A 21,621-nucleotide genomic window follows, 5' to 3' on the forward strand; every position below is an offset into this window, starting at 1 on the left:
CTACCCTTGAAGACTGTTTCCGATTTATCGGAAATACATCTTCAAGGGTGTTTCGTTTTTGACTCGCAATTCATCCCATCACCAACACTCCGTGTATGGTGTGGGGCTTCTTGCTGTACAAGCTAAGTGATGAGTTATGAGTTGTAGAGACGCGATACAAAGAGCGTCTGTAGGAGTTATGAGTTTTTAATCCTGACTGTGTGACTGACTTTTGACTCTTGACTTTTAACTCCTGACTCTCTATTGCTGATAAGCTGTAAGCTGAAAGCTCTAGAGAAGCTGATACCGATGGAATGGCACATAACTGATGCTCAAAGTTTGGCAATTATTGATAGTGAAATTGCCGAACATGTCTTTTCACCCGCAGAGTATGAAATTGTCCGACGGGTAATTTATGCGACAGCTGACTTTGAGTATAAGTCTTTGATTCGCTTTTCTGAGCGTGCTTTGCAAGCGGGAGCAGCAGCATTAGCAGCGCGTACCACGATTGTTGTAGATGTGCCAATGGTACAAGTGGGTATTGCACAACACATTCAAAATACTTTTGCCAATCCGGTGTATTGCAGCATGGAAGCGCTAACACGTCCCCAAAAAGACAAAACTCATGTTGCCTGGGGAATTGAAACTTTAGCCAAACGTTACCCAGAAGGCATTTATATTGTCGGTCAAGCGCAAACCGCTCTCACAGCACTAGTTGATTTAATTGAAGCGGAAGAAATTCGACCAGCTTTAATCATTGCCACCCCAGCCGGATTTGTAAATGTGGATGCTGCTAAAGAACGTTTGTTAGATTCTCTCGTACCTAATATTACAATTGACAGTCGCAAAGGTAATGCTGTGATTGCAGCTGCGATCGCCGACGGTCTGATAGATTTAGCTTGGCAGGCTTACGGGCAAGATGCAAATAAGGTAAATTAAAAAATTAACCTTATTTACATCTCCAGAAAAAACGTAGAGACTACCAAGTGCTACGTCTCTTGAGGTTCGGGAAACGCATAATTAATTTCTGGAGATATCTTTTGAATTTTAATACAGATTCCAACCGCCAACCATCTGCAATTATTCTTAACAATTTTTTATGTAAAACTTAACCAAGCGAATACATCTGCAACAGATAATTGCCAGTCTCCCAGTACACTGAGAACTGGTAAAATATCTTGTCCTTCTTTAATTTCTGGTAGTTGGTTTGGTTGAAAAACCATTACAGATTCATCTTCGGGGTCAAGAAACCAACCTAGCTTTGTACCATTTTGGATAGAAAATGTAATTTTACGGATAACTCGGTTTGGAGATTGTTCGGGAGAAAGAATTTCAATTATCCAATCTGGATAAATTTCAAATTTATTAGCTACTCTGCCTTTGGCATCAAGAGGAATTCTTTGCCATTCAAACACAGCAATATCTGGAACTAAAGAGCGTCCCGCAAATGTACAGCGTAATTCTGGAAATGCATAGGCTATTTTTTGATTGATTGCAATCTGATTAATAGCAGTAGCTAAACAAATTTGAATTGTACTATGTTTTCCCTGTGCCATTGGCTTTTGGTAGATACGTCCATCGATATATTCACTAGCCGGTTTTGTTTCTGACAATTTCAGAAACTCTTCTAGCGAAAGGTTTGAAGATACCTGAGTTGATAGCATAATCAGCAATTACTCCTTAAAACCCTGCCAATAATTTTGCGATCTCTAGTCCAAATGTTAAAAGGTGTTGATTTAGCAGTAGGACTTACGCAAAAATCGTCAAAAAGCTTAATTTATCGAACCGCCAAAACGCCAAGAACGCTAAGAATTCGTAGAGAGTGCGTAAGTCCTGAGCAGGAACTGAAAACTTAGCTATTATATGATGCATATTGACATTCTCCGTCGCTTTTACTGCTAGCGGTAGCGACGGAGAACTAATTAGACGCTCAATTCGCGATCGCCCACCCCGATTATTACATTTTAAATTTTTCGGTAATCCGTTTCATCGCTTCTTCCACGTTTTCCCGGCTATTAAATGCCGAAATCCGAAAATAACCTTCACCCGCAGCACCAAAACCAGAACCGGGTGTTCCCACAACGTTTACAGTTTGCAACAATTTATCAAAGAAATCCCAACTCGACAAATTATTAGGTGTTTTCACCCAGACGTAAGGTGCATTTACGCCACCATATACCTGCAACCCGGCTGCTGTTAGTTGCTCGCGAATTATTTTCGCGTTATCCATATAAAAGTTGACAAGTGCCTTAGTTTGTGCTATACCTTCCTCAGAGTAAACTGCCTCGGCTCCGCGTTGGACAATGTAAGACACTCCATTAAACTTGGTAGATTGACGACGATTCCACAGTTTCCACAGTTCCACATCAGAACCATCAGCAGCTTTGCCTTTGAGTGTCTTCGGCACAACTGTTAAGGCACAACGAGTACCAGTAAAGCCCGCATTTTTGGAGAAAGAGCGAAACTCGATCGCACAATCTCTTGCCCCTTCGATTTCATAAATCGAGTGCGGAATCTGAGAATCGGTGATAAACGCTTCGTAAGCTGCATCAAAGAAGATGATCGAGTTATTAGACTTAGCATAATCCACCCAAGCCTTGAGATGTTCTTTGGTCGCAGTTGCACCAGTGGGGTTATTAGGGAAACACAGATAAATTAAATCGATTTTCTTGTCAGGAATTTCGGCAGTAAAGTTATTTTCAGCCGTAATTGGCAAATACACAAAGCCTTCAAATTCACCTTTATCATTAGCCGCTCCCGTATGTCCAGCCATGACATTGGTATCTACATACACCGGATAAACAGGATCGGTGACAGCGATCGCATTATCATTGCCAAAGATATCAAGAATATTCCCCGTGTCGCATTTAGAACCGTCAGAAATGAAAATTTCCGATGCATCAACCTCACATCCGCGAGATTCAAAGTCATGTAAAGCAATTTTCTCTCGCAACCAAGCGTAACCTTGTTCTGGACCATAGCCTTTGAACGTAGAGCGATCGCCCATTTCTTCGACAGCTTTAATCATAGCTGTGCGACAAGCTTCAGGTAAAGGTTCGGTGACATCACCAATACCTAAGCGAATGATATTTGCATCACTGTTTGCCAGAGCGAAAGCATTGACTCGTCGAGCAATTTCTGGAAACAAATAGCCTGCTTTGAGCTTAAGGTAATTGTTGTTAATTTTTGCCATAGTAGATTGCGACAAACACGGTATACAACATCAGCCAGGGAGTGCGTGACGTTAGTGGAACCTCAATATTGTGCAACATTATTCCTTAGAAAGTATATTGAAGATCCACACCACGGTTAAATATTGAAGGCAGTTAAAACTGCCGTTCGCTTCTACTCAGGTCGCACATACACGAAAAGCTTGTCAGCTGTTCGTGTAATTTCTTGTCACAATAGACATCTCCAGAAATGAACTATGCGTTGCCCAAACCCTTGTATAGACGTTAAATTTAACGTCACAATAATTCTTTTTCAAATAGGTTGTCTAATCTTGATGTTCAATTCGATTGGTGCGAAGCGCAAAGCTCACCGACGAAGGTGAAGGAGCGTCTGGTAGAGAAGGCATCGCATATTTCTGCCTTCATCTGTTAAGTTACTATTTCGGGAACAAACTTTGGTAGAAGAAGTGAAACGAAACGCTCTGCGTCAATCACTGGCTGTATTCCGCTACAGTGGACGTGCTGTCAACTTGGTGTGGACTACTAGTCGCTTTCTAACTATTATTCTTGCCACTTTAACTTTAGTGGCTGGTCTTTTGCCAGCTGCGATCGCCTACATCGGTAAGTTAATTGTCGATGCGGTCATTTTTGCCGCTCAATCACATACATATGGTAGTGATTTTGTCAATAGCTATCATCCGCTGATGTATGTGGGCTTAGAAGCGATCGCTGTTGCTTTCTTAGCTGCCACTCAAAGAGGACTTACGGTCTGTCAATCTTTATTGCGCGTGTTACTCGGTCAACGGGTGAATGTTCTGATCTTGAAAAAGTCCCTCACTTTGGATCTCACCCAGTTTGAGGACTCGGAATTTTACGACAAATTGACCAATGCCCGACGGGAAGCTTCGACTCGTCCCCTTTCTTTGGTAACGCGCACATTCGGGTTGGTGCAAAGTGCCCTTTCACTGATAACATACGCAGCTTTGCTAGTCAAGTTTTCTGCTTGGGCATTAATAGTCCTAATTTTAGCCGGGATGCCTGCATTCTTTGTGGAAACGAAGTTTGCGGCTCAAGCTTTCCGCCTGTTTAGTTGGCGGGCACCAGAAACCCGCGAACAGCATTATTTAGAAACGCTCCTGACCAGAGAAGATTTTGCCAAGGAAGTCAAACTTTATCAATTGGGGGATATGCTGTTAGGACGTTATCACGACCTATTTAATCGGCTTTATGGGGAAGATCGCAATTTAACTTTGCGTCGGGGCTTGTGGGGATATCTATTAAGTTTACTATCTACTGCTGGTTTTTACATCGCCTATGCTTGGATTGTGTTGGAAACGGTAGCAGCTAAAATTTCTCTGGGAGATATGACGATGTATCTTACCGTCTTTCGCCAAGGACAAAGTACTTTTTCTGGGGCATTGACTTCCATCGGCGGCATGTATGAAGATAACTTGTATCTCTCGAACCTGTACGATTTTCTGGAAGAAGAAGTACCAACACCAAAAGGTAAAGCGAGCAGAGGTGTCAAACCCAGAGATGGTATTCGTTTTGAGAATGTGACATTTACCTATCCAAGAAATTCGCAACCGGCGTTAAGAAATATATCTCTACATTTGCGTCCAGGTGAAAAACTAGCGATCGTTGGTGAAAATGGTTCTGGGAAGACGACTTTAATTAAACTGCTGACTCGGCTTTATTACCCAGACTCCGGACGCATCTTACTTGATGGCTTAGACTTGCAAGAATGGGATGTTGATGTGTTGCGGCGCCGTATTGGTGTAATTTTCCAGAACTTTGTTCGCTATCAATTCACCGTCGGCGAAAATATCGGTGTCGGTGATGTGGAACGATTAGAAGATAGAGAACTTTGGCAAATTGCTGCCGAAAAAGGCATGGCACTAGCTTTCGTCCTGAAGTTACCCGCAGGTTTTACAACTCAACTTGGTAAATGGTTCCGGAGTGGACAAGAACTTTCTGGGGGACAGTGGCAAAAAATTGCACTTTCTCGTGCTTTTATGCGAGATAGTGCAGATATTTTGGTTTTAGATGAACCGACATCAGCAATGGATGCTCAAGCTGAGTTTGATATTTTCAATCATTTTCGCGCTTTAACCAAAAATCAGATGGTATTGTTGATTTCTCACCGCTTTTCCACAGTGCGGATGGCTGATAAAATCGTGGTCATTGAAAATGGGGAAGTGATCGAACAAGGAACTCACGAAGAGTTATTGCAAGCTGAGGGACGCTATGCTTCATTATTTTTATTGCAAGCAGCGGGGTATCAGTAGGTGTCCCATTTGGTGAGAGTTCTTGAGATGGGTGAGATGTAGCAGTTCAAAGCCTCTCTCCAAAAAGAGCAAAGGAATGGAAGGGAGGTTTCGAGGTGCTTTAATTCGCGAAAAACTGCTGTAAAGCAAAAGCAGAAAATTTCGAGTTCAAAAGCTCAACTTCAGGTTCCGAGCCGAAATTAGGCACATAATTGAGCAAGTTGCTCAGGACATCAAATTTGAACCGCACCGTACTATTTTGGTGAGAGCGTATGCAATGTTTATCCAGGCAATGAATCGCTTTGGTTCGGTGATACAATTGCCAGATATCAGCCGGATAAACGCCGAAATTGATGGCGTTAGGGGAATGTTATTTCAGGCTTTAGCAGATTAGACTAATCCTCAAGTGTGAGGGATTAGCTTATTGTTATCGCCATAGTTTTATTTATTCATAAAAAAGTACACAGTCATACAGAAACCTACACCAGTAATAAAATATTGGACTAAAACTTGAGGAAGTTTGCGGGCAATATCAGCACTAGTATAACCGCCAATTATAGCCGCAACTGCCATCATAATCGCCTCAACCCAAACAATCTTTTGAGCGAAAATAAAGTAAGCGATTGCCACAGCATTTATACAAGTCGCTAACCAACTTTTAAAAGCATTCATTTTATGGATATTTTCAATACCCATGATATTTAAGACCGCTAGCATTAAGATGCCAGCACCACCTCCAAAATAACCCCCATAAGTTGCTATAACCAGTTGCAACAGCATGAGAACAATTATTGGCAAGCGAATATTTGCGCTCGTTCTTTCACTACCTTTCAGCCATTTCATCACTGGTCGATTGACTGCAAATAATACAGTTGCAACTAACATCAAATATGGAATTAAAGCGGTGAAATTAGCGCTAGATGTATGTAACAATAAATATGAACCAAAAATTCCCCCAACAATGCTAGTGCTGCTGAGTAAAAATAATTCTTGGCGTTGAGTTGAGAGTTCGCGACGATAAGCAATGCAACTTGCAACTGTTCCAAACCAAAGTGCGGCTGTACTTGTCGCGTTTGCATGAATGGGTTCCACTCCAACTAATACAAGTGCCGGAAAGACAATTAAACCACCTCCACCAGCAACACCATTCATAACTCCAGCTAGTAAAGCCGCAGTACACAAAAATATTATTTCCACAAATTAAAAAGCCGAAAGTTTCCAGGCAACAATGCGAATTCTGCGGTAATCTGCTATCCAAGTTTTATCTTGATAAAGTCTTGGTTTTAAGCTTTGTTCAACTTGAGTAATTACTTGTATTTGTTGTTGTTTGGAAAGGGTTTTCAAATATGCGATCGCAAACATTTGTATCCAATTCGCCATCCCTAGGTCTGCGTCTGCCAATGGTGTAGGACGCGCAAATAAAACAGCGTAATTAACATCAAATCCATGCTTTTCTAAGCGAGTCGCATACTCACCAATACTCGGATAATACCAAGGATTCAGTGCTTGAGGTTGCCAAATTCCTATCTCTTGTAAAGCACTTTCCAAAGCTATGGTAATTGCTTGCACATTTCCCTTACCACCAAACTCAGCGACAAAACGTCCCCCCGGTTTCAGCGCTTGATAAACACAATTAATTACCGCATCTGGTTCTTTAATCCAGTGCAACGCTGCGTTAGAAAAAACTGCATCGAAAGGCTGTTCTACTTGAAAGTTTCTGCCATCAGCAACATCAAATTTCAGATGCGGATAGTTTTGTTTTGCCTTTTGAATCATCGCTGGTGCATTATCAATTCCCATTGCTGTAGCACCAGATAGCGCAATTTTTTCTGTTAATTGCCCAGTACCGCAACCTAAATCTAAAATGTGTTCTCCTTCCTTGGGGTTTAATAGTTGCAGCAAGTCTTCACCATACTGCCAGACAAATCCGTGTTTGTCTTCGTAAAGGGCAGCATTCCAATTATTTTCTATCATCAAAAGATCCCTTATAAATCAACAGAATTGGTGGTAAAAAATGGTATGTATGTAGAGACGTAGCACTTGGTAGTCTTAACTGAACGGTATTGCATCACAAAGAATGAAATTACAAAGTGTGTATTGCTTGCCCTCTACCTTGCAGACTAGATTGATGACAGCTTAATTATTACGATAGAAAATATTTTTAATGATGTCCAATATATTTTTTAGCTTTAATTAATACTTAAAAGATATAAATGATGGTGTGCAATGGAACTACGGCATCTACGGTATTTTATGACATTAGCGGAGGAGCTCCACTTTGGACGGGCAGCCCAAAGGTTGCATATTGCCCAACCACCTTTAAGTCAACAAATCCGTCAATTAGAGACAGAATTAGGCTTTGAACTATTTCACCGCACCAAACGAAAAGTGCTGTTAACCGAAGCTGGACAAGTTTTTTTAGATGAAGTGCAGCAAATATTCAAGCAATTAGAACAGGCAATTCAAGTTGGAAGGCAAACCAGTCGGGGGGAAATGGGACAACTGGTTGTTGGCTTTGTTAGCTCTGCACCGTATAATATTTTGCCCAGTGTATTACGAGCATTTCGTAGTAGCGTTCCGCAAGTGAGGCTAGAGTTGCACGAACTAAGGACAAATGAACAGTTACGATGGTTGCGAGAAAGTCGAATTGATGTGGGGTTTGTGCGTCCACCTATAGAAGATGACACATTGAACTTTGAAATAATTTTTCAAGAGTCGTTGATAATAGCATTACCTGATACACATCTGTTAGCAAATCATAGTCATGTTTGTTTGCGATCGCTTCAAAATGAGCCTTTCATTTTATTTCCGCGTTTGTTAGCACCTGGACTCTACGATTTAATTATCAGTCTTTGTCAACAAGCGGGTTTTAGTCCCAACGTCACACAAGAAGCGATTCAAATGCAAACGATTGTCAGCTTAGTCGCAGGTGGTTTGGGTATTGCAATTGTGCCAGAATCTCTGCAAAATTTGCAACGAACTGGGGTAGTATATAAAGCTGTCAAAGAAGCGACTCTGAAAACAGCGATCGCGATAATTTGGCGAAAAAACGATACATCTGCCACTGTGCAGAAGTTTTTGGAGATCGCAAGACTTGCAGTTTGTAGTCAGGACTTCAGTCCTTAGTCCGGAGGAGGACTGAAGTCCTTGTTCTGGAGGAGGACTGAAGTCCTTGTTCTGGAGGAGGACTGAAGTCCTTGTTCTGGAGGAGGACTGAAGTCCTCACTACGGTTAGAAAGATTAGGTTTCGCTTTCACGTAGGGTGAGGATTTCTACGCCGTCTTCAGTTACAGCTAGGGTATGCTCAAATTGAGCGGATAGTTTGCGATCGCGTGTGACAGCTGTCCATTTATCGCTCAGAATCTCAACTTCCCAACTGCCTTCGTTAATCATTGGTTCGATAGTAAAAACCATCCCCGCTCTCAGACGCTTGCCTCTGCCCCGCGTGCCATAATGAAGAATTTCTGGTGCAGTGTGGAAAATATTACTCACACCATGTCCGGCAAAGTCTCGCACTACAGAAAAGCCTTGGGCTTCAGCGTATTCTTGAATTGCCGCACCAATATCGCCAACTTTTGCTCCAGGCTTCACCTCAGCAATACCTAATCTAAGGCATTCTTGTGTCACCTCAACCAGCTTTTTCGCTTTTGGTGCTGGGGTACCGACAAAGAATGTTTTCGATGTATCGCCGTGGTAGCCTTCAACCAGTGGTGTAACATCAATATTAATAATGTCGCCTTCTTTGAGGATTTGTTTGGCGTTAGGTATGCCGTGACAAACTACTTCATTTACACTGGTGCAAATTGACTTGGGAAAACCTTTGTAACCCAAAGGTGCGCTTTTTGCCTTATGTGCTTGCGTCCAACGTTCGGCTTCATCATTGAGTTCCAAAGTGCTAACTCCCGGCTTGACCATTGGTTCAAGATGGTGTAATAATTCAGCTGCCAAACGTCCGGCTTGACGCATTTTGTCTATTTCTCTGTGAGATAAAAGAACGATGGTTTCACTTTTCATATAAATTTAATTTAACTGGGGACGCTTGGACTAGGCAAGAGAGATTTCGAGCAAAAAAAAGCTGAAAACCCTTTCTTTGAGAGAGCAGGGGTGAAAGCTAGTTGCACGATTTATCCTGCCTTGGCAATCTCTTAATATAATCGCGCAAAACTTCTGAGTCGTGAAAAATGAGCAAAGAAAATTTGGTCACAGGAGTGTCAAGCATTATCTAGACGATCCATATACATAGTTAAACCAGTCTCGGCTGCTTGCCTTGCCGCATCAGCAACCTTTAAACTGTACAAGCTTGCCTCTGGAGTAACGTACAAAGGAGTGCCATTAAAAAGACGATCTAAGACCATGTTTGTGTCTTTGGCAAATAAACCCCGTTTTGTACCCACCTCTATCGGTGTTGTTTTCCCATTTTCTATTAAAACTCCTTTATCGCCCTCAAAAATTAATCCACCCTTTTCCCCATGAACTTCAAACTTGCGCTCTGCTTGCCACAACGTTTCACCTTTGCCATAAACTACTTGCGCTAAAAGTCCGCTGTTGAAGCATAGTTGACTAATGCAAAAACAGGTTTGGTAAAATTCTTCGTCTATTTCCCAAAATCGCTGATGGCAGTTAACTGTAGTAACTTCACCAAACAAATCGGTTAATCTATGTAATCTAGATAACGCACCCATTAAGGGAAAACCGAATAATTCGTGGCTAAAAGTCCATTTACGTGGTGCGGGGTGTTCTGGCTTGATGGTGCTGTAGCGCACATAAAACAATCCACCAAGTTGTGGTAGGTATTGCTTTAAAGCTAAATGCAAACCGCCTAAAAGTTCGATATGTTCGACATGGAGAAGTTTATTTTCAGCTTTGGCTAAGGCAACGAGTTCTTCTGCTTGTACCACGTCTAAAGACAGGGGATATTCGACAATTACGTGTTTGCCTGCTTGGAGTGCTTTTTTGGCGATCGCTCCATGATCTCGATTTACATTACAAATTACCACCAAATCCACATCTTCGCGCTCTATTAGCTGTTGCCAAGAACTCATTGCCTCTGCTTGGTAGTCTGAAGCTAGAGATGCTGTTTTTTCTGGGGTATTACCGACAATGGCAACTACATGCGATCGCTCATCATGAACAAATGCTTCAGCCCTTAATTTTGCCACATACCCTGTACCAATCAAACCCACACCCAAACTTGCTTTTTCCAAAAAAGCCGCTCTCATCGTACATTATCCTCACCAATTCTGTTTATCGATTTTCTGTATAGGACTGAATTAATTGCTTCAGCCGTTTATAACGCTTTAGTAAACTTGTAAATTTTTCAGCAACGCCGATCCGCAAATGGCAATTTCCGTAAACGAGAGTGATTTGTCCATAAATTCCAGATTTTTCCAGATTATAGTCCTTTCTGGTAGCATCTATATACAGAGAATTATATAAGTAAAACTTATCAGGATTAACTAACTAAATTTCATTACTAATCGCGTTCAAATTCCAGTTACATCGTTTAGTTTTTCTCGTAGTATCAGAATTGAAGCAAATTTGAATAAACGGCTGAAGTAGTCAGTTCAGCCGACAGTTTGCTTTAGGATAACTTATACGGTCTGCAAAAGAGAGGATTAAAAAATGGCAACTTTTAAAGTGACCCTGGTCAACGAAGGTGAAAATCTTAACCAAACCATCGACGTTGATGATGATGTCTATATTCTAGACGCTGCTGAGGAAGCCGGTCTTGACCTGCCTTATTCTTGCCGCGCTGGTGCTTGTTCTACCTGTGCAGGTAAGTTGGTATCGGGTTCCGCTCCAGACCAGTCTGACCAGTCTTTCTTAGACGACGACCAAATGCAAGGTGGATATATCTTGACTTGTGTCGCTTACCCAACTGGAGACTGCACAATCGAAACCCACAAAGAAGAAGAACTTTACTAAGAGTTTGGGGCTTTAGTAATCAACGATAAAAACAAAAGCAATCACACACGTAGTAAAGACAGGTAAATAAAAGAAGCAGCACAAATGAGGAAAAATAATTTCTCTATTGTGTCTGCTTTTTTTGCATATGTAGATTTGTATTGACACTGCCGTGACCCACAACGAGGGTCGCGTATACACGCTCGCTTGTGAGCTTTTCGCATTATTCTTTAGACATCGACCGCTATGCTTATGATGCGTCATCTGATATCATATCCGTTTAATTAACAGTAATAAAAACCTACCTACCGTCTGTTTTGTTTAAGTTCCGTTAACTGTCTTAACTGTCCTTGCATTTTTCTAAAAATACTGGGATATTAAAAGCTATGAATTAGGTTGGCATATACCAAATACTTCCAATTAAGCATTTATCAAACTAGAAAGTTCGAGCCAGCAACTATATACATACGCTGCTCCAATAGTATTCCGCCCCGGACATTAGTATCGTGGCGAAAAATTTGGTACTGAGTTGTCTTTTGTATTGGACAAAACCCGCACTTATTCATTTTCAAAGTTTACTAATTTAGGAATTTAAATAATGATAAACAGCTTTGACGAATGGTCTCCCTTAAAAGAAGTTATCGTGGGTTCGCCGATTAATTACAATACCCAAGACTTGGAACTATCTTTCAAGCTGTTTTTTCACGATGTGGCTTACGCTACATTTTTGTATCCCCATTACGAGAAGTCCAATGACTCGAACGCGGCGATCGCAGCAACCTCTTCAACCAGAAAGCTGGGGAAAAAATATCTCGAAGAGTTAACAGAGGATGTAGAGGAATTGGTCACCACTCTAGAAGGGTTAGGGGTAAAAGTCCACAAACCTATGACGTTGAGTCATCCCATTAAGTTTAAGACTCCTTATTGGGAGGCGACTTGCATTCCCGCCTTAAATGTGCGCGACCAAGCGATAATCATTGGTAACGAAATTATTGAAACGCCTCCTCAAATCAGAGCTAGGTATTTCGAGAACGATTTGTTAAAGCCGATATTTTATCATTATTTTAATCAAGGGGCAAAATGGACAACTATGCCCAGACCGATCATGACCGATCGCTCTTTTGATATGTCTTATGTGTCAAGCGATCGCACCCCCTGCGTGGAAAATATTTACACTCAAAATACCTCAGAGTTTGATGTCGGACATGAGATGATGATTGATGGTGCCCAATGTATCCGTTTGGGCAAAGATATTATCGTCAATGTGGCGACAGAAAATCATTGGTTAGGATTTCAGTGGTTGGAGCGACATTTGGGGGATAAATTCAGATTACACAAGATTTTTCAGTTGACCGACAATCATATTGATAGTATTGTTCTGCCTTTAAGACCAGGGAAATTGTTGTTGCGTCACCCCCAATTTCTAGATAAACTGCCAGAATTCTTGCAAAAATGGGATATTATTTATCCTCCAGAACCAACGGAGAATATTTTTCCTCAATATGAAGATGACGAGTTGATTCTCACCACCAAATATATTGACTTAAATATTTTATCGGTGGATGAAGAAAAAGTAATTGTTAACTCTTTGTTTCCCGAACTGATGACAACCTTAGAGAAGCATGGTTTTACACCTATTCCAGTCAGGCACAGGCATCGGCGACTTTTTGGTGGTGGGTTCCATTGCTTTACATTGGATACAGTCAGAGAAGGAAAATTAGAGGATTACTTTGGTTAATTTGTGAAACAAGTTGAAAGTTTGAAAACTCCCGCATGGTGGCAGAGAATTGAGTTAATTCTCGCTCCTACTGGCTACTGGGAAAGAGCATTTGAAAGTCATCCTGAAGCTTTTTGGGCAAAAGGAGTAGATTGGGGAAGTCCTCTGATGATGTTTTATACTCCCCAAGCTGCTCAACAGATTATCGAAAATCGGGATAAACATTTAGGAATTGTCTCATTTCCTGGAGAATTAACAGCAATATTTGGCAATAATTCAGTAGTGACAAGCGAAGGCGATCGCCACCAAATTTTGCGTAAAATATTGATGCCTCCTCTACACGGAAAACTGGTACGCGATTACGGAAAATTAATTTGCGATATCACCAAGCAAGTGATGCAGCAGTTACCAACCAACCAACCATTTTTGGCTTGGGAAGTTGCACAGGATATTACACTGCAAGTTCTCATCGAAATTTTGTTTGGTTCTGCTCAAAAAGAGCGCTATCAACATCTGAAAAATCTGATAGTTTCTCTGTTGAATTTGTTCGCAGCTAAAACCGCTGGCTTTCCCCTGTTAAGGTTTTTCCCCAAAATTTTAGGCAACAGAAACTTAGGGCAGAAATTTATCCAAACACGGCAGCAAATAGAACAACTAATTTATGCTGAAATAGCAGAGCGTCGGACTCGTGTAGAGCCAGATAAAACAGATGTGCTGTCCCTAATGATGTCCTTTCGCGACGAACAGGGACAGCCTCTAACTGATGTAGAGATACTGGATAACTTGTTATTACTATTATCCACAGGAAATGAATCGACTACTGCTGCAATTTGTTGGTCGTGGTACTGCGTTTACCGTAATCCAGAAATTCAGGAAAAACTGCTTCAAGAAATAGAAAACTTAGGAGACTGTTCCGATCCAATTAATCTTTACCGTCTTCCCTATTTGACTGCTGTTTGCAATGAAACTCTACGAATGTATCCGATTACAATGTTTATTCTGCCTCGCGGCGTTAAAACATCCACTGAAATAGCAGGTTACGAATTACAACCGGGAAATATAGTTTCTATCAGTAATTATCTACTGCATCGGCAAGAATATTTATATCCAGCACCTGACGAGTTTAAGCCAGAACGTTTTATTGAACGTCAGTTTTCTGCCTATGAATTTATGCCGTTTGGTGGGGGGATTCGGAGTTGCATAGGAGCCGAATTAGCTCTGTATTTAATGAAGCTAATTTTGGCAACTATTGTGTCTGAGTACCAATTAATATTAGCGGATAACCAGTCTGTCAAACTCCAAACTCGGAATGCGAATTTAGCTCCGGTTGGTTTGCAGTTGGTGAAACAAGATTGTTAAATATAAGTTTGACAATTCCTTAACAGTGAGGTAAATGATGACAGATTTAGTAATAAACTGGTCAATAATTTTTATTTCAGGTGCTATTCTGTGGATATGGGAAATCCAAACCCCTTTAAGCCGAATCGAATACAAAGCTAGATTTCTCAAGGATTTTGGATCAGCAGTAATATCAATAGGTTTTACTACTGTTCTCATATATCTTTTTGCCCCAGTCATTAAACTAATAGCTTCACCCTTGATTCAGGAGTCACTAATCTTCATATGGATATTATCCTTACCCTTATGGCTCAGACTAATAATTGCTTATCTTGTATCAGACCTTACTTATTATGTAATACATAGGGCAATGCACAGCTATCAATTTCTCTGGCTTACCCACCACTGGCATCATTCGATTGAGTCACTTCCGTTATGGTGGTTATCTGGACAAAGAACAAGTTTTACCAGTCAGTTTTTATTCAAATTCGTATTTATTTGGTTTCCACTGTTATCTATTCCGCCAGAAGTTATGATTTTTGTGATGCTGCATCACACGGTTAATTTGAATTGGATACATCTCAATCTAAAACGGAACTCTTGGATGAGGATAGTGGAGTGGGTTTATAATACACCTAACTTTCATGCTGTACATCACTATTATCCAGATGGTAAAAACTTATGTGCTATGTTCACGTTCTTTGATCGCATCTTTGGAACTTATGTAGATCCAGACATTATTGACCACAGTCAGGAGCAATTTGGTTTAGATGGGGAACCAGTAACAGTGAAGATGATTGTGGGCATTTAGTATGTATGATTCAACTAAAATCTTAATTTATAGCCAAATAACAAAAGGGTTCGATCCTAATGAAATATTTTTACTTAGTAATAGATACAAACATTTTATGTTGTTATTTAGCATCTAAGTGGATTGAAAATTTTGATGGTTTACCAAACTTCAAAGGGATATTAGTTAGAGAAGATAAGCCATCAGATGAAATTCTTCAACAAAGAAAGGAATTTCATGCCAAATATGCAGAATCCAAATTGAATGATGAAATTTCTAGGGAGTTTCTTTCATTATATCCGGATTTTGATGAGATAGTAGAATCTGCAATCCGTCTATTTGGAATTCCTAAATACTCGATTACAGACTACCATCAAACGATTTTTTTAGGTCGTAATCTCAACGGAGAATCTGCTAAAAACTGGTTGAAAGAAACCTGTAAAAATTCCCAACCTTATTTTTTTTCTTATCAAGAGCAAATTCTCAAGACCTGGTGGATAGAAATTAGCCAGAGGCAGATAATAAATTGCCACCCAGCAGTTTTGCCTTATGCAAGAGGAATTTACCCTCTCGAAAATATTGCTATTCTCAAAGACATTGACAAGTTTAGGGAAGCTGCTGGAGTAACTATACACTACATTGATGAAGGCGTAGATACTGGACCAATAATTAGAGCCGAAAAAATTATCGATCCGTTTCAATTTAATTCTATCTGGGAATTAAAAGCTTATTTATATGTAACTGGAAACAATGTTTACGTTAAAACTGCCAAAGAAATTCTTAGCGATCAGGACATGGTTCCTGCTGGAGTTGTACCTAACCCTCAATTAACGAGTCGTAATTTTCTGAGTAAAGATTTCACTCCCGAAAAACGCGAACTAGCAGAAGCAGCATATTTATCAATGAAAAACTATGTTTGTAGAGAAAAAACACAATCTTCTTCTATCTAAGTTCATCGCCACAATCACCGATTAACTCATACAAGTTATGTGATTTCTCCAACACAGCATTGATTCGATCGCTATCTTCTCGATCTAGCTGCAAATTAAATACCCTAGCATTATCCTTTAAATGCTCTGATATCCCTAACCTCGCACCAACGATAACCCCAGCTACCGCAGGTTTATCGAGGATATAGCGAACTGCAATATTAGAAATGCTAACTCCATGTTTGACGGCAATAGAAGAGAGTACAGTCAGCAATTCTTGAAATAAATTCCAACCACCCCATTTATCAAGAATGATTTTGTATTCCTTCAAGCTAGCGGTAGAAAGCTGTTCTGTTTGAGGTTCGGGTTGTCCCAAAAACTTCTCTGACAAAAAGCCACCGCAGAGAGTGCCATAGGTGAATAGCTTGATATTCTTTTGCAAACATAATGGTATCATGTTCACTTCCGGACGGCGATCGAGAATAGAAAACTGCACCTGGTGGGAAACGATATTAATTCCAGCCTCAACAATTTCGTGCAAGTGTTCGGTATCAAAGTTGGTTAAGCCAAGGTGCTTGATTTTGCCTTCTTCCTGAAGTTCTGACAAATATTTGAGGGCATCCAGATAATTGTTATCCTGGTATCTCCAGCAGTGGAATTGCAATAAATCGAGAGTTTCAACTCCCATCCTTTGGCGGGAAATATTAATTTGGTCCTCAACAAACTGCTTAGTCATGGGAGTGGGTTTTGGCACCCATTTGGTGAAGGCTTGAATATTAGATAACGCTTCTTTTCCTCGGATTGTAGTTAGTTGATGCCGAAACTGACCGATAAAATCTTCTGCTGGACCGTAAATATCTGCCAAATCCCAAGTTGTGAAACCAGCATCTATATAATCGAACATAGTCTGAATAGCGCTGGTGGAGTCAATTGCTCCATGCTTGCCAGATACTTGCCACATTCCGTTTAAAATGCGGCAGATATTCAAGTCTGGCGTTAACTGTAGTCGGCTCGATGAGGGTAAATTCATAATTTTAATAATTCAGGACTTACGCATTGACAGAAAATACCAAATATGAATCATTTGAAAAGCACATTTGTCGTAAGGGTTTAGCATTGCTCATTGGTGTCAACTTAAGCTAAAAATAGCTGAAATGTTGGCTTCCTTACCCGCCTGGAACTGAAAGTTCCTCTCTTATAGCTAAAGTCTACTGAAGTAGACTAAAGATTTTTGAGGGTATTTAGTCATCTTTTAGATGACTTTCGCTATTAGCAAGGAACTTCAGTTCCTTGCGGGACAACGGTTTTACGTTAAGTTGACACGTATGAGCATTGCGCTTTACCCCTACAGTTGACGATTGAGGAGCGATTAATAAAAGGCTGAAACGAATCATTTTCCTATATGCATACCATGATTAATTTGTACAGTGCGTAAGTCCGATAATTATATTTGCGACATTAATCCAGAGAGGCGATCGCTTCAGTGTCATTGTGAAGAGTTCTTGGTACTTGGATGGCGATCGCCACCATTTTAGTTGCCATAAACCCCGACATAGCCAGCCACAAAATTTGGTTACTATGAGCTTGCCATGCCCAGACTGCTAAGGGTGCAAATCCCAATAAAGCACCGTATAAACTGGCGTTACGGATGGGTTTCCCTTCCGCTAAACCTCCGAAATACCCATCGAGGGTACTAGCAATAGCCTGACATCCTAAAACGATGATTAACCAAGGAACGTAAACTTTAATTGGCTCGATAATTTCAGTATGGTCAGATAATAACCCAAAGACAGTCTCAGGAAAAAGGATGCAGGCTACCGCAATGCAAAGTCCCACGGAAAGGCTGGTTCCTACTGTCACCTGCAATAACGGGATAAACTCGTCGTTAGCTGTCTGACCTTTAAAATTACCGGTGAGGGTTTCCGTGGCAAAACCAATTCCCTCCACCAAAAATACACTTAGCAATATTATCTGCAATAGTAAAGCATTTTCTGCAAGCACCATTGTCCCCATTACCGCACTGAGATTACCGAAAGCAGCCCAGGTAGTCATATTGGCTAAAGACCGGACAAAAATATTGCCGTTGAGGGTAAAAGCAGATTTAAAGGCTAACCAATCCCAAAGCTGTTGGAATGCTGTTTGTAACTCTTTGAACTGGATGTCTTGACTTACGAAAACTAGCCCTACTAACAACATCAAATATTGACTTAGAGCCTGAGAAATTCCGGCTCCCGTGCTTGCCCACTCCCAGCGGATAATGTAGAGGTAGTCGAACGCCACATTAGCACCGTTGCCCACTACAGACATCAGCAACACCTTGCCACTCATTTCTCGTCCCAACAGCCAACCAATGAGAACCCAATTAAACAAAACCGCAGGTGCTCCCCAAATTCGGACGTTGAAATAGTCAATCCCTGATGCTTTAACTTCTGGACTAGCACTGACTATAGCAAACCACAGTTCTCGGATAGGGTATTGCAATATCAAGATTGCCACACCTAAACCCAAAGCCACTAATCCATTCCGCAGTAATACTCGCAGCATTTCTTCTCGGTCATCGCGTCCAACCGCTTGAGCGGTCACCCCAGTGGTTCCCATCCGTAAAAAGTTAAAAAGGAAGTAGATGTAATCAAACAAGATGGCAGCGAGGGCAACTCCTGCTAAATGATGGATTTCTTCTAGGTGTCCTAAGAAAGCCACACTAATTAAACCCCCCAGAGGCACCATGATGTTAGAGGCAACGTTGGCGATCGCCAGTCGAAAGAAGCGATCGAGGAAGTCATACTGACTGGGAAGGGAAAGCTTCATGGATTAACTTAAGTGAAATTTGTCATGACTTAGTTTGACATCTTTGTGCGACCCCAAAATAACCTATTTATCCGGAAATCCTTCTATTCTTGATTGGTGAATAGCAGTACTTTATTGTAGTTTTTCAATTTTTTTAATCATGATAATCAAATTAGTGGAGGTATTGACAAAAGGTACACATTTGTCTTTTGTCAACGCGAAGAGCGTTCTTCGCGCTGACGCGGGAATTTCAGCTAAGGCTTAATGTTGTTGCTCAAAATTTGAATTTGAGTGTCGGGATAGTAGAACTGGAGAATTTTGGCACTTGCCCAACCGAGTTTAGCTAAAGTTTGGGCACCAGTTTGACTCAAACCAACTCCATGTCCTAAACCACCACCAACAAAAGCATATCCCCATAGAGTAGATTCGCCTTTATTCAGTGCTTGCAGATAAAAAAGTGTACTTCTGGGTGCGGCAAAGGCGCTGCGAACTTCATCTTTATATAAACTAAAAGTGCCAATATCAGTTTTGACATTTAGTTTGAGTATGCGTCCGCTTTTACTGCGCTCTACTACTGTCATTTCTTGAACGGTTTTAAACTTGGCAAAGGGACTCTTTTTGACTGTAAGAAATTTCTGCAAGCCTTTGGTAATGTCGTCTAGGCTACTTTCTTTACGCCAGCGAAACAGGTCGAAATCGCTTTCGTTAAATCCTTCTTTGCGACTGATAAACCGCTGAAAGTTCTCTTCTGATGCTAAACTCTCATCCGATAAACTCCAAAAATTAACCGCAGCATCTAGCACTGGTCGTAAATATGGGCGATCGTCACCATTCCAAACATCGCTAAAGGAAGCAGTTACACCGCCTGTGGTGGAAGAATATAATGCATCCACTAGCTGATTTTGATAAGTTAATACCATCCCCCTTGTGGAAGCGATCGCTTTATCTGTAGCGGGAGAAACGTCATTCAGCCCAAAATAAACTTGGCAGTGAGTGTCCGCACACAATTGATAATTATCTACTTCAAATCTCCGTACATTCCGCAGCACGTAAGTCCGCGCCAAAATCGCTTGTGCTTCTAATGAGGCTACAGGTGCCGAATTGCCAATTTCATAAGGCACAACCCCGCGTAAATACGTTTCTAGAGGCACTTCGTTAACTAAAGTGTAAGTACCATAAGCATTTGATTGTAACTCCAACCGACCTGGATAAAGACGGGCATTTTCTGGCTTTTTACCTTCATTCACCCGGATCAAGTTTTTCTCAGTACTAATTTCTAAATTATTCGGGCTGTAGCGTTTGCCATTTACTACCCAACTTACTCGCGGCACTTGTTTGATAATTTGGGTGTCAATAAATACCGTTGTTGTCTTTGTACTTTTTTGTACGCTTTGCAATAGCAACCGCCGTAATAACGGAGTCTTGTAAACATCACGTTTCGCCCAAACTTGCCAGCGTTCTGGCTGTGCCAGTTCTACTTGTATTCCCTTTTTCCGCCAGCTTTGGGCGTTGTCTTCCGCAGTTTCAAAGGTACGGAAAGTGCCTAAAACTACTTTCTCCTCAACTATCGGTTGAGGTAAAGCTTGCATAACTGTTTCCAGTTTTACCGGGTTAGTGGTAACTAGGGTTTGCTCTGTTTTGTTTGCCGTAAATTTCAGCTTTAAGCGATCGCCTTTTGTCGGCTCTAGTTGCAGCTCCATAGTCGGTTTATCTCCAAATCGCTGCACAATCCCAATTCTTAGTTCTACATCTTTTGCTTTGCTCCCAGGACTTGATGCACCAGTCAGCCCCAATAAGCAAAATGTCGTCAGTACTGTGTAAGAAAAACGCCATAAGGTGATTTTCATCGGAACTAACTTGATTCTGCCCCCAGTCACACTTTGGGGTGGATGATCAATTTGCTTTATCGCGTAGTGGTTTTGTCGCATGAGCTACCTAATGATATCATTGCTTGTTTTGCATGAAAAATTGGCAAAACGAAGTCATAACAATTATGATTTATGTAGAAACACAAAAAAGAACTAGACAAGGATATCCCTTATGGTTAGGGTACAAGAAATTCCACTAAATCAGATAAAACGTCCTTTACCCCGTGCCAACGATCCGCAAAAAGTGCAAGCCTTGATGGAATCAATTCAGTCCATCGGGCAGCAAGAACCGATAGATGTCCTAGAAGTAGATGGACAGTATTATGGCTTTTCAGGTTGCCATCGTTACGAAGCTTGCCAGCGCTTAGGCAAAGAAACAGTCTTAGCCAGAGTTCGCAAAGCACCCAAAAGCGTTTTGAAAATGCATTTGGCGTAAAGTTTAATAGTTTATATGGGCATTGGGCTTTTCTTCTTTCCCATGAGTTCCTTTTACCCTCTGAAAATTCTCACTAACCACTAACCCTTAACAACCAACTAATAATCCGGAGAATTTTATGCAAACGTAAGAAACAGCGCTTACATCCCCAGGCTGTAGAGCCGTGGGGAATTACGCGAGTTAGTTAAACAGAAAGGTCAATTTGCATCTTTAGAAGGTAAAACCAACAAAGAGGGTATTAGCTGGACTGGAAGTGGCGTTGAATGGTCAAAGTTAAAATTGACTGCCATCATTACCAATGACCCTGTAATTTTGCATGGTTTAACATCAAAAATCAAATATGTTCGCTTGGTGCGTCGTGTACTGAATCAAAAAACTTATTGGTTTGCTCAATTAGTTTGGGTTAATATTAAGCGCTCTTCGCGCTGACTACGAA

The 21,621-nt window shown here is 41.0% G+C and carries 19 protein-coding genes; 10 read left to right on the top strand and 9 right to left on the bottom strand.

What is annotated here, in order from left to right; translation table 11 throughout:
• The first annotated feature begins 288 nt into the window (after positions 1 to 288).
• Positions 289 to 918, top strand: coding sequence for a precorrin-8X methylmutase (locus OGM63_RS07225; RefSeq protein ID WP_263744850.1), 630 nt, complete (start codon positions 289 to 291; stop codon positions 916 to 918).
• A 158-nt stretch (positions 919 to 1,076) separates the two neighbouring features.
• Here the strand turns inward: OGM63_RS07225 and OGM63_RS07230 are convergent, their stop codons facing one another.
• Positions 1,077 to 1,643: a Uma2 family endonuclease gene (locus tag OGM63_RS07230; protein ID WP_263744828.1), complete on the bottom strand. Its 567-nt coding sequence runs from the start codon at positions 1,641 to 1,643 to the stop codon at positions 1,077 to 1,079.
• A 293-nt stretch (positions 1,644 to 1,936) separates the two neighbouring features.
• The gene (locus tag OGM63_RS07235; RefSeq protein WP_263744829.1) at positions 1,937 to 3,172 is read right to left on the bottom strand and encodes an LL-diaminopimelate aminotransferase; all 1,236 of its coding nucleotides are present in this window, start codon (positions 3,170 to 3,172) and stop codon (positions 1,937 to 1,939) included.
• 444 nt (positions 3,173 to 3,616) lie between these two features.
• Here OGM63_RS07235 and OGM63_RS07240 point away from each other — a divergent pair, with 444 nt between their 5' ends.
• Positions 3,617 to 5,437 (top strand): ABC transporter ATP-binding protein, encoded by a 1,821-nt coding sequence (locus OGM63_RS07240; RefSeq protein WP_263744830.1) that lies wholly within the window; start codon positions 3,617 to 3,619, stop codon positions 5,435 to 5,437.
• A gap of 420 nt (positions 5,438 to 5,857) precedes the next feature.
• On the opposite strand, the gene OGM63_RS07245 is transcribed toward OGM63_RS07240, so the two are convergent.
• Positions 5,858 to 6,613: a sulfite exporter TauE/SafE family protein gene (locus OGM63_RS07245; protein ID WP_263744831.1), complete on the bottom strand. Its 756-nt coding sequence runs from the start codon at positions 6,611 to 6,613 to the stop codon at positions 5,858 to 5,860.
• 3 nt (positions 6,614 to 6,616) lie between these two features.
• Positions 6,617 to 7,390, bottom strand: coding sequence for a class I SAM-dependent methyltransferase (locus OGM63_RS07250; RefSeq protein ID WP_263744832.1), 774 nt, complete (start codon positions 7,388 to 7,390; stop codon positions 6,617 to 6,619).
• Positions 7,391 to 7,642: 252 nt separating this feature from the next.
• Here OGM63_RS07250 and OGM63_RS07255 point away from each other — a divergent pair, with 252 nt between their 5' ends.
• Positions 7,643 to 8,542: a LysR family transcriptional regulator gene (locus tag OGM63_RS07255; protein WP_263744833.1), complete on the top strand. Its 900-nt coding sequence runs from the start codon at positions 7,643 to 7,645 to the stop codon at positions 8,540 to 8,542.
• A 114-nt stretch (positions 8,543 to 8,656) separates the two neighbouring features.
• Here OGM63_RS07255 and map read toward each other — a convergent pair whose 3' ends face one another.
• Together map and OGM63_RS07265 are read right to left on the bottom strand one after the other, a co-directional pair.
• A complete protein-coding gene (gene map, locus OGM63_RS07260) occupies positions 8,657 to 9,430 on the bottom strand; it encodes a type I methionyl aminopeptidase (protein WP_263744834.1) in 774 nt (257 codons plus the stop codon).
• A 197-nt stretch (positions 9,431 to 9,627) separates the two neighbouring features.
• Positions 9,628 to 10,635, bottom strand: a complete 1,008-nt coding sequence (locus OGM63_RS07265) for a Gfo/Idh/MocA family protein (protein WP_263744836.1) — start codon at positions 10,633 to 10,635, stop codon at positions 9,628 to 9,630.
• A gap of 403 nt (positions 10,636 to 11,038) precedes the next feature.
• Here OGM63_RS07265 and OGM63_RS07270 point away from each other — a divergent pair, with 403 nt between their 5' ends.
• From OGM63_RS07270 to OGM63_RS07290, 5 genes are all read left to right on the top strand, one after another.
• The gene (locus OGM63_RS07270; RefSeq protein WP_263744837.1) at positions 11,039 to 11,341 is read left to right on the top strand and encodes a ferredoxin; all 303 of its coding nucleotides are present in this window, start codon (positions 11,039 to 11,041) and stop codon (positions 11,339 to 11,341) included.
• Between the two features lie 577 nt (positions 11,342 to 11,918).
• Entirely contained in the window at positions 11,919 to 13,058 is a 1,140-nt protein-coding gene (locus tag OGM63_RS07275) for a glycine amidinotransferase (protein ID WP_263744838.1), read from the top strand.
• 3 nt (positions 13,059 to 13,061) lie between these two features.
• Entirely contained in the window at positions 13,062 to 14,396 is a 1,335-nt protein-coding gene (locus OGM63_RS07280; protein ID WP_263744839.1) for a cytochrome P450, read from the top strand.
• Between the two features lie 37 nt (positions 14,397 to 14,433).
• Positions 14,434 to 15,186: a sterol desaturase family protein gene (locus OGM63_RS07285; RefSeq protein WP_263744851.1), complete on the top strand. Its 753-nt coding sequence runs from the start codon at positions 14,434 to 14,436 to the stop codon at positions 15,184 to 15,186.
• Between the two features lie 59 nt (positions 15,187 to 15,245).
• Entirely contained in the window at positions 15,246 to 16,115 is an 870-nt protein-coding gene (locus OGM63_RS07290) for a formyltransferase family protein (protein WP_263744840.1), read from the top strand.
• Here the strand turns inward: OGM63_RS07290 and OGM63_RS07295 are convergent.
• The 3 genes from OGM63_RS07295 to OGM63_RS07305 form a co-directional block, all read right to left on the bottom strand.
• A complete protein-coding gene (locus OGM63_RS07295) occupies positions 16,108 to 17,124 on the bottom strand; it encodes an aldo/keto reductase (RefSeq protein ID WP_263744841.1) in 1,017 nt (338 codons plus the stop codon). The genes OGM63_RS07290 and OGM63_RS07295 overlap by 8 nt on opposite strands.
• Before the next feature lie 428 nt (positions 17,125 to 17,552).
• Positions 17,553 to 18,902, bottom strand: coding sequence for a guanitoxin biosynthesis MATE family efflux transporter GntT (gene gntT / locus OGM63_RS07300; protein WP_263744842.1), 1,350 nt, complete (start codon positions 18,900 to 18,902; stop codon positions 17,553 to 17,555).
• Positions 18,903 to 19,135: 233 nt separating this feature from the next.
• Positions 19,136 to 20,809, bottom strand: a complete 1,674-nt coding sequence (locus OGM63_RS07305) for a SpoIID/LytB domain-containing protein (RefSeq protein ID WP_263744843.1) — start codon at positions 20,807 to 20,809, stop codon at positions 19,136 to 19,138.
• A gap of 112 nt (positions 20,810 to 20,921) precedes the next feature.
• Between OGM63_RS07305 and OGM63_RS07310 the strand changes: the two genes are divergently transcribed.
• Together OGM63_RS07310 and OGM63_RS07315 are read left to right on the top strand one after the other, a co-directional pair.
• Complete coding sequence (locus OGM63_RS07310; protein ID WP_263744844.1) at positions 20,922 to 21,185, top strand: ParB N-terminal domain-containing protein; 264 nt, start codon at positions 20,922 to 20,924, stop codon at positions 21,183 to 21,185.
• A 279-nt stretch (positions 21,186 to 21,464) separates the two neighbouring features.
• The gene (locus tag OGM63_RS07315) at positions 21,465 to 21,614 is read left to right on the top strand and encodes a hypothetical protein (RefSeq protein WP_263744845.1); all 150 of its coding nucleotides are present in this window, start codon (positions 21,465 to 21,467) and stop codon (positions 21,612 to 21,614) included.
• Positions 21,615 to 21,621 lie beyond the last annotated feature (7 nt).

Origin of the sequence: Plectonema radiosum NIES-515 (assembly GCF_025753815.1) — a bacterium.
Lineage (GTDB): Bacteria > Cyanobacteriota > Cyanobacteriia > Cyanobacteriales > Nostocaceae > Hassallia > Hassallia radiosum_A.